Source organism: Acinetobacter tianfuensis, assembly GCF_003611465.1.
Classification (GTDB): Bacteria; Pseudomonadota; Gammaproteobacteria; order Pseudomonadales; family Moraxellaceae; genus Acinetobacter; species Acinetobacter tianfuensis.
Genome location: NZ_RAXV01000058.1, coordinates 1 through 7488 on the forward strand (window position 1 = coordinate 1; position 7488 = coordinate 7488).

Consider the following 7488-nt stretch of genomic DNA (forward strand, 5'->3'; position numbering starts at 1 on the left):
CGTCCATTACCTCTACTAATCGTTTTAACTGAAAAATGATATATCGCCATTTTGCTTTTGCTCTTTATTTCGATTTATCGAAATTACCAACATGTATATGTTGGTCAGGGGATTACAAAGGGGATTTACCCCTTGTCGCACCATTGGATGAAATCCAATGGCTAAGTGCGCCCTTCGGGAAAACCACGATAGCATGGGCTGTCTTGAATTTCAATTCAAACAGACCTATGCTTGAGGGGGATTCCTTGAGATGGTGATGGTATGAGTGTTGAAACTTTAGAGCAAAAAATTGCAAAGCAAGAAGAACGATTAAGACAACTAAAAGCACAAAAACAAGCTATTGCTGCTCGTGAAAAAAAGAAAAATTCTGATCGACAAAGAAAAGATGATACTAGACGTAAAATTCTACTGGGGGCTTGGGTTCTAAACAAACTGAAAAATGATGAATCTTTTAAGGGTCAACTAACCGATTTTGAAAAGTTTTTAAGCACGGAAAGTAAGACTGAAGAAAATAGGCAGAAAGATAAAGATCTTTTTAATGGCGTTATATGGAATAACACCTAAATTTCGCATATGAGATTTTGTATTAAATAAAAAAACAATCCCCTAAAAATAGGGGATCTTGTTAGTAATGGAATCGACATTGAATTATAGAGATTCGTTCATCTGTCACTTCATAAACTAATCTATGCTTTTCATCAATCCTACGACTCCAAAATCCTGAAAGATTAGCTTTTAAAGGTTCTGGTTTTCCTGTTCCTTCAAAAGGTGTTCGCTGACATTCTTTGATTAAGGTATTAATACGCTTAAGTATCTTTTTATCCTGTGTCTGCCAATAGATATATTCATCCCAGGCATTATCAGTCCATTCGACGTTACGATTCGTCATCCTCAATCAACTCTCTGTGTTTTGTTTTCCCTGAACGTAATTGAGCAATTGATTCATTTAAACGACTTGCATTATTTGGAGATGAAAGGAGATATAACGTTTCCATTAAGCTATCGTAATGATCTTGTCCCATTACTACAGCATGGCCACCTTCTTTTCTTGTAATAAAAGCAACGTCTACATCATCAATTACTTTATCTAAAACAGATTTTAAATTGTTACGTGCGTCCGTATATGTAAATACATGCATATATCTATCCCTCATAGGGTAAGCTGCGTCAAAACGCTGCTAGCTAGACTACCTAGGCGGTAGTGATTGAAACTTTACAATCCTAAATGTACAGAATCCTGTACATATTGTCAATTTCGTATAACAGCCATTATGTTAAATAGATAGCATTTGGGGGATATTATTTATTCTTTCAATAGGCAGAAACTTGCAGAATTTTTCTTAATTTGTAATCCTTGCGGCTAAGGGTGTCTAGCGTAGCTAAGACAGGTATTCGTTATAGTCGGGCCGCTATAATACGGATAACGAGTGCCTGTATGTTTAACCTAAATATCTTTAATAAGATCTCTAGCGAAGTATTGACCATCAAAAATGATCTTGAGCTGAATTCCGAGAATCAACTGATAACTAAATATAAGACTTCTACTTCTGAAGATTATAAAAAAGCAATTATTTTGATCTTTAAAGAACGTGGTTATTCAGCTTTAGAGATTGGTCAACTATTGGAAAATTAAAGTAAAAGATTTATTCTGATCAGATAGGCACCCTTATTTAAAGGTGCCTATTCATTTTAGAAATTCTTAAATTTCAATCTGACTACCTAGCTCTACCACCCGGTTAGAAGGGATTTTATAAAAATCACTGACAGGGCTGGTATTTTTTTGCATTGCGACAAATAACTTTTCACGCCATGTAGACATCTTGCTGGACAGACTTGGAATTAATCTTTCTCTAGAAACAAAGAAGCTGATATTCATTAAGTCATACTCAAGATCCAGTACTGAAAAAGCTTGTTTCAATGAATGAGGCACATTAGGCTCTTCTTTAAATCCATAATGGATCGTTATTCTGAAAAAACCATTCTCTAGTACTTCAGTAACGATTCGCTTAGCTTCATCAACATACGGGATTTCAGAAGTCTTGATTGTCACCAAAAAATTACGTTCATGCAGAACTTTATTATGCTTTAGATTATGTAAAAGCGCATGGGGTACGACTTGAGGCGTTCCAGTTAAAAATACGGCATTTCCACTCACTTTCTGACCTGTCTGTTCAAGGTGCTCAAGAAACACATTCAGTGGAAGCGTGTCCTTCTGCAGTTTGTCCTGAAGAATCTCTCTGCCTTTTTTCCAGGTCATCATGAGGGTAAAAACAATAACCGCAATAACGACTGGTACCCAGCCTCCAATCAGGACTTTTAATAGGTTTGAACTCAGCAAAACCAGATCAATAAAGGCGAATGGAATAATGAACAGTAAGACTTTCCATGTTTTCCATTTCCAGTAACTATAAGCCAGAAAAGCTACTAACAGTGTGTCACAGAACATGGTCACAGTGACGGCCAGACCATAAGCACCTGCCAACTTGCTGCTACTTTCAAATATTAAGATCAAGATGGTGATAGAGATAAACAGGAGCCAGTTCAGTAATGGAATATAAATTTGTCCAATTTCCGAAGCGGAGGTATGTAAAACTGTAAGCCTAGGTAGATACCCCAACTGTATTGCCTGTTTAGCCATAGAGAATACCCCACTGATTAAAGCCTGTGAGGCAATCACTGCAGCTGCAGTAGCCAGAATAATCATAGGATATAGAAGGGCTGAAGGCAGAAGCAGGTAAAAAGGATTGGTGATAGCCGAAGGATCTCTTAACAGTAATGCTCCTTGTCCAGCATAATTCAGCATCAGACATGGCAGTACAATTAAAAACCAGCCTAACTTGATCGGTAAAATACCAAAATGTCCCATATCCGCATATAAGGCTTCACCACCTGTTACTGTTAAAACCACAGCTCCCATCACAAAAAATGAAATAAGAGGATTGTTAATAACGAATAAAAAAGCCCAGTGTGGGCTGAATAATGCAAGAACAAATGGACTTTGAATAATACTCATAATGCCAATGGCACCAATAGATAGGAACCATAACAGGGTAATAGGACCAAAAAACTTCCCCATCATTGCAGTCCCATGTTTTTGAACGGCAAAGAGAGCTATAAGAATTCCAATACTGATTGGAATAATGAAGCGATCAAATGACGGGGCAGCAACAGAAAGTCCCTCAACTGCAGATAAAACAGAAATAGCAGGGGTGATGATACCGTCACCGAAGAATAAGGATGCTCCAATGAAACCTAAGATAATGATTGCCAGTCTTTTTCCACGGGACAATCCTTTTTGCCTAAGGTTTAAGGCGAGTAATGCCATGATACCCCCTTCACCATTGTTATCAGCTCTCATGATCACCAAAACATATTTAAGCGAAACAATTAAGGTAATGGTCCAAAAGATTAAAGAGAGAATTCCCAGGATATTAAGTTCATTAATAGGTAGCCCGCGTGTCGCATGAAAGCTTTCTTTTAATGCATATAATGGACTCGTTCCTATATCGCCGAATACTACTCCTAGTGCAGCCAGTGTTAATGCTGGTACTGCCGGCTTACTCACATTATTTTGCATATATTTGATTTACAAAATTGGGGAGCCTCGAATTTTATCATCTGGCTTCTCATGAAATTGCCTTGTACATAAAAAACCATACTTTCTTAGAGTGTTATAGTTTTTCTAGCTAAGCCTGCACTATATAGGTGCTATTTCACTTATAAGTAATCCAAAAATATATGATTCTCTAATAGATAATTTTAAGTTTTTTCTAAAATTAACATAATACACCTTATACGAAATGCGTTATAATTATCTATAGAAATCAATGCTGTAGTTTCTAGTTGATAGCCCATCTTCCCCAAGGTGGGCTTTTTTTATGACTTTTCACGTTCCACGCCTAGTCTTTAATCAATGTTCCACGATTTTGATTAAATAAACTGAATAATTCAATCTGCAGAATTTAAGCGATTATCTTGAATAAGATCACTCAACTTACCTTCAAGCGATTCGATTTTATATTTCAGAGACAAGATTGAATCTTTTAAACGTGAATTTTTAGGTGCATCCGGATTCTTTAATTGATTAAAAACCTCTAATAATTCGCTGTGATGAGTGCTTAACCTTTCAATGTCACTTTCAATAGCCATTCTTGGTGTCCACAGAGCAAGTAAACTTTGCTCATAATCTTTGAGTTCTTGATGACTCATTGCATCTAATTCAGCCTTAGTTCTCATGGTTTAAAATCCGTCTTGCTATGAAGAGCTTTAAAAATCCGTTTTGTTGTTTCCTCTCTTACACTTTTCGGATCTCGTAAGATGCCACTAATCCAGAGGGCAAATGTCGGGTAGTCTGGGAAATTACTGAGGTCTGATAGCTCAGAAAGTTTAGATAAAATAGTGCTGTACTTGTTAATTTGAGCATCAGATAAATTGCAGAACATATCTATAGTTCTTTGATCTCGCTGAGGCGCTATTAATTTTGGCTTAGGTTTTTCTTTCACTATAAATTTAAAGCCAACTACTGAACGCCCTTTTTTTACATTTTCATAAGTGAGTTCAATATCTGTATTAGTTGTAATCTCATTTAATGAAGGCTTCATTACTCGGTCTTTTAAATTACAGAGTTTGTCATAAGATTTGGGCAAACCCAGCTCATTTTTTATATGTTCTAAGGACATTTCAAATTGTCCCATTGCTTGATGCTTTTTAGCTAAATGATAAAGATCGAATGAGTAATCTTTTTTCAAACTTAGTACGATATCTTTTTTATATTTTGTATAAGGGTTTAATTTATCAAACTCTTTTAACATCAGTAGAACGATTTCAGGGAAACGTATAGCTATCCCTCCGTCTTCATAAGTGCAATCAATCACCCAATTCGACAGCACCTTTTTTCCTCTTTCATTGTTATAAGAGAAATTTCTTTTAAGTAGATTCTTGCTGGCTAGTTCTAACTGCGTATATGCGGAATGCGTTTTAATGCCACATTCTCTAGCAAACTCTTCTGCCGTAATCATAATTCGGTCTTTTTCAGTTGCATCAGTGGTTCTAGCAATTGGGCTAGCAAGTATTAACATTCGTTTTTCATCAATGTTCATACTCTTAAAGCATTCTTGAACATTGTTTTGCATAACAACCCAGCTCAGAGGATATGTTTTTTTATTTTCGTCCATATAACTACAACCCCAAAAAACTAACTAACTACATTGGTATTTATGTAGCTTAAACATACATTGTCGTTTATTTTTTGACTACTATTTTTGTAGTTTTTTAACAAAACTACAAACTTTTTCTTGTAGTTTAATGTCCGGTAAAAGTAGTTTCTATGTCCGGTAAAAGTAGTTTTTTAAGTCCATTTTGTCCGGCATTTGTAGTTTAATGTCCGGTAAAAGTAGTTTTTTAAAGTCTGAAAGCATTGCTAGGCGTGGTTTATAGGGGGGTCTAAAAGCTTTTAAAAGCTTTTTAAAAGAATAAAAGGGAATTTATTTCCAAAGTGAGTTATTAAAACTGCCCTTGGTACTCGCTAAAGCTCGTACTCTATTGAAGCTCGTTTCACTCGCTTCGTGGGGGGCAGTTTTTTGCATATATGATCAAGGATTCAAAAAGCAAAACATGAATAATGCATTCGCTATGCTCATGCTTTTTGACGAGCAAAAGCATCAATACTTCGCTCGTAGACACTCGCTAATCACTGTCCCCAGTAATTCAATAAAAAACGGTTTTTCAGAGGGGGAATAAGCAAACTTTCGTTGTGTCGCTCGTAGACACTCGCTAAAAGGCTCTCATTTGCGTTCTAAGCGATTTTATTTTTATCAACTATAGTTTTACTGTATTTCTATCAAAAGTCGCTAAAACCCCCGTTTTTTTGCGCTTAAATGGGATTTCTAAGGCGTGTAGTCATGGTTATTGTCATTTTCTGGCTTTTTAGGCTCATTTCTCTGCTGTTTTTCTTGTTCTTGGCGTCTTACAAATGCCAAATGTTCTTGTTGCTCTCGTTCTTGTGCATAGCGTTGTTCTTGTTGCTCTCGTTCTTTACGTAACTGCTGTTCTCTAGATTCACGATCTTTTCGGTCGTTTTCGAGCTGTATTGCTCTTTTTTGGGAAAACTCTTGCTGCGCTTCGGTCTCAATTTTTTTTGTAAAAGCCGCATGCAATTCTTGGATTTTTAGATCTTCCATTTCTTCTGCATATAGTCGCTTTTGTTTTTCACCATTTTGAGGACTAAAGTATTTATTTCCATAGTTATCTTCTTCAAATATATAACTATTTATGATCTCCAGTCTTTGATCGCGTACATACTCTTGATACTCAGTTTCTCTGCGTGATATTTCAGAAATTTGATGATCTATATTTGAAATTTGATCATTAAGTTTTCGTTGTTTAACAGTGATGTTCGGTTCGTCAAATTTTGCAAAAGACTTTTTAGGCTGGAGCAGCTGATTTTCTTCTGTCCATTTATTTAAATGATCAGAATATCTCTCTTTTTTTTCTATTTCACTAAGACCAGAAATATGCTTTTGGATGTCTAGTTGGGTGTTGTGTTGGTCGATCAGGTCATTTATTTGATTGATCCATTTTGTTTTAAAAAATAAAGGCTCTTTTTTGCGTAGTTCTGATATTGCAGAACTCATCGTGTCTAATTTTGTTGTTAATTTTGATAATTCTTCATTTTGGAATTCATAAAGTTTCTGAGAAGTTTTTTCTGAATACTCAGCTTGAGAGTATTGAAACTGAAGCTCACTTCGTACTTTTTGAACAAGATCCTCAGATACTTTGATGTTTTCATCCAGTGCGATGACCTTTTTGATTTTTAAATTACGTAGCTTAATTTCATCATTTTTCAGACTAATTTCTGTAAATATCCCTCGTCTCCGGAGGTATGTCGCTTGAGGACCTTCGTGCTGAGTTGCTTCTAGGTCACTTTCCTGGTCTTCATAACTTCTGTGATCGACACGTTCATCAAATCCATTTTGTTCCAGGTGATGATTGCATAACTCTGCAAATGATTCTCTCCAGTGGCTTACAGTTTCTGTGCCATTGTCACGACTGAAGTCCCTATATTTTTTTGCTGAAAAGCCACCCTGCTCATTAATACTTCGGGTTGTGAACATGATGTGTGCATGGTAGTTGCGTTCATCACTTCCACTGTCTGTATGAGGTGCATGAATAGCAGCATCAACGATGACACCGTATTTTTTAACGAGGTTTCGGCAAAGTTCATTGAGCATATTTTCACGCTGTTCAGCGTTTAACTCACTGGGAAATGCAATCTCAAACTCTCTTGCAAGTAATGCATCTTTTCTACGTTCAACCTTTTCGACTTCATTCCAAAGTGTTTGGCGCTTGAGTAACTCAGTATTTGTATTTTCAGGTGCATAGATTTTTGTAAATTCGACACCAGTTTTTCTTGTGTAGTCTTGTTCTTTTCCATAAAAATCGCATACCAATTTTTCACTTGAACGATATGCAGCACAAGCAACGGCCGAT

Annotated in this window: 8 protein-coding genes; 2 read left to right on the top strand and 6 right to left on the bottom strand. The window is 36.2% G+C overall.

Going from position 1 to position 7488, the window contains the following annotated elements; genetic code table 11:
- Window positions 1-261: 261 nt before the first annotated feature.
- Window positions 262-564, top strand: coding sequence for a hypothetical protein (locus D7V32_RS16310; protein ID WP_000110201.1), 303 nt, complete (start codon window positions 262-264; stop codon window positions 562-564).
- 61 nt (window positions 565-625) lie between these two features.
- Here the strand turns inward: D7V32_RS16310 and D7V32_RS16315 are convergent, their stop codons facing one another.
- Together D7V32_RS16315 and D7V32_RS16320 are read right to left on the bottom strand one after the other, a co-directional pair.
- Window positions 626-889: a Txe/YoeB family addiction module toxin gene (locus D7V32_RS16315; RefSeq protein WP_000184943.1), complete on the bottom strand. Its 264-nt coding sequence runs from the start codon at window positions 887-889 to the stop codon at window positions 626-628.
- A complete protein-coding gene (locus D7V32_RS16320) occupies window positions 876-1139 on the bottom strand; it encodes a type II toxin-antitoxin system Phd/YefM family antitoxin (RefSeq protein ID WP_120403717.1) in 264 nt (87 codons plus the stop codon). Before D7V32_RS16320 ends, D7V32_RS16315 begins: the two co-directional genes overlap by 14 nt.
- A gap of 296 nt (window positions 1140-1435) precedes the next feature.
- Between D7V32_RS16320 and D7V32_RS17655 the strand changes: the two genes are divergently transcribed.
- On the top strand, window positions 1436-1633 hold the full coding sequence (locus D7V32_RS17655) for a hypothetical protein (RefSeq protein ID WP_004733253.1): 198 nt from the start codon (window positions 1436-1438) through the stop codon (window positions 1631-1633).
- Window positions 1634-1699: 66 nt separating this feature from the next.
- On the opposite strand, the gene D7V32_RS16330 is transcribed toward D7V32_RS17655, so the two are convergent.
- The 4 genes from D7V32_RS16330 to mobQ form a co-directional block, all read right to left on the bottom strand.
- Window positions 1700-3577 (bottom strand): potassium transporter Kup, encoded by a 1878-nt coding sequence (locus D7V32_RS16330; RefSeq protein WP_004282101.1) that lies wholly within the window; start codon window positions 3575-3577, stop codon window positions 1700-1702.
- 371 nt (window positions 3578-3948) lie between these two features.
- Window positions 3949-4236 (bottom strand): hypothetical protein, encoded by a 288-nt coding sequence (locus D7V32_RS16335; RefSeq protein WP_004870774.1) that lies wholly within the window; start codon window positions 4234-4236, stop codon window positions 3949-3951.
- Window positions 4233-5174, bottom strand: coding sequence for a replication initiation protein (locus D7V32_RS16340; RefSeq protein ID WP_020846814.1), 942 nt, complete (start codon window positions 5172-5174; stop codon window positions 4233-4235). Before D7V32_RS16340 ends, D7V32_RS16335 begins: the two co-directional genes overlap by 4 nt.
- Window positions 5175-5885: 711 nt before the next feature.
- Window positions 5886-7488, bottom strand: a 1603-nt coding sequence (mobQ, locus tag D7V32_RS16350) for a MobQ family relaxase (RefSeq protein WP_120403852.1), incomplete at its 5' end; no start/stop codon positions are given.